This window comes from Streptomyces sp. NPDC058872 (genome assembly GCF_042743065.1).
Taxonomy (GTDB): domain Bacteria; phylum Actinomycetota; class Actinomycetes; order Streptomycetales; family Streptomycetaceae; genus Streptomyces.
The window spans coordinates 1-1,469 of sequence record NZ_JBHYMK010000151.1; the positions used below are offsets into that span (position 1 = coordinate 1).

1 protein-coding gene is annotated in these 1,469 nt (G+C 69.7%); it reads left to right on the forward strand.

From position 1 onward, the window contains the following. Positions 1 to 243: 243 nt before the first annotated feature. Complete coding sequence (locus tag ACFW22_RS35855; RefSeq protein WP_386412990.1) at positions 244 to 1,434, forward strand: IS30 family transposase; 1,191 nt, start codon at positions 244 to 246, stop codon at positions 1,432 to 1,434. The last annotated feature ends 35 nt before the right edge of the window (positions 1,435 to 1,469 follow it).

A 1,469-nucleotide genomic window follows, 5' to 3' on the forward strand; every position in this document is an offset into this window, starting at 1 on the left:
GGTGGGTTCTATTGATCCCCGCAACACCCTGGAGTTCAGGGAGTTGCGGGGATCGTGGATTTCGAGGCGTTGAAGGCGAGGTTCTTCGAGGCGCTGGACCGGGAGGACGGCAGCATCACTGCTGCGGCTCGCGCGGTCGGGGTGAACCGCAACACGGCGTTCGGATGGGCGCGGCAGGCCGGAATCCGCGGTCGTGGCAAGCCTCGTAGGCCCGGCCATCCTGGGCGGGCGGAGTATGAGCGGCTGCGTGCGGCGGGAGTTTGGCGCCGTGAGGCCGCCGTGCAGGCCGGCGTCCATGAGCGCACCGCTCAGGACTGGGACCGGGGGATCCGGCAGATCGGCCACTCGCGCCTGCACCCCGACGGGCGCCGCATCGACTACAAGACCGGTGTGACCAGCATCGTCGCCACCTCGGAGCCGTCTGTCGTTGCGGTAGAGGCCGGGCTGCACCCCAGGTTCCTCACGGTGACCGAGCGGGAGCTGATCGCCGACCTGCGCCGTGAGGGCCGCTCGCTGCGCGCGATCGGACGGGCATTGGGCCGGCCGGCCTCCACCGTCAAGCGCGAGATCGACGCCCGGTCGGTCGACGGCGTCTACCGGCCGCACCGGGCCCAGCGGGCCTGGGCCAGGAGCCGGTCGCGCCCCAAGGACTCCAAGCTCGCCCAGGACGGCCCGCTGCGCCGGTTCGTCGCGGACAAACTGCAAGAGCGCTGGTCGCCCGAGCAGATCTGTCACGCTCTGGTCATCGAGTTCCCCGACGACGAGAGCATGCGCGTGAGTCCGGAAACGATCTACCAGGCCATCTACGTCCAGGCCCGTGGCGGGCTGCGCCGCGAGGTCGCACTCGCGCTGCGCTGCGGGCGCACCCGCCGCAAGCCGCACCGCGGCCCGGACCAGCGCACCCGCCGGTTCGTCGACGAGATGGTGATGATCTCCGAGCGCCCCGCCGAGGTCGAAGACCGGGCGGTGCCCGGCCACTGGGAGGGCGACCTGATCGTCGGCCCCCGCAGCGAGAGCGCGATCGTCACCCTGGTCGAACGTTCCACCCGCTACGTCATGCTCGGACACCTTCCCGGCGGGCACACCGCCGAGGAGGTCCGCGACGTCCTCGTGCCCTTGATCCAGTCCCTGCCCGAGCACCTGCGCGGCTCGCTGACCTGGGACCAGGGCTGCGAGATGGCCGCGCACAAGCAGTTCACCGTGGCCACCGGGGTGCCGGTCTACTTCTGCGACCCGCACTCACCCTGGCAACGCGGGTCGAACGAGAACACCAACGGGCTGCTGCGGCAGTACTTCCCCAAAGGAACCGATCTGTCCGTGCACAGCCCCGAGGACCTCGAACACGTCGCCCAGCAACTCAACGGCCGACCACGCAAAACGCTCGGCTGGAAAACCCCAGCCGAGCGCCTGCGTGATCTACTGACAACTACGTAAGCCATCAGGTGTTGCGAGGACCCCAAGAATCCGCC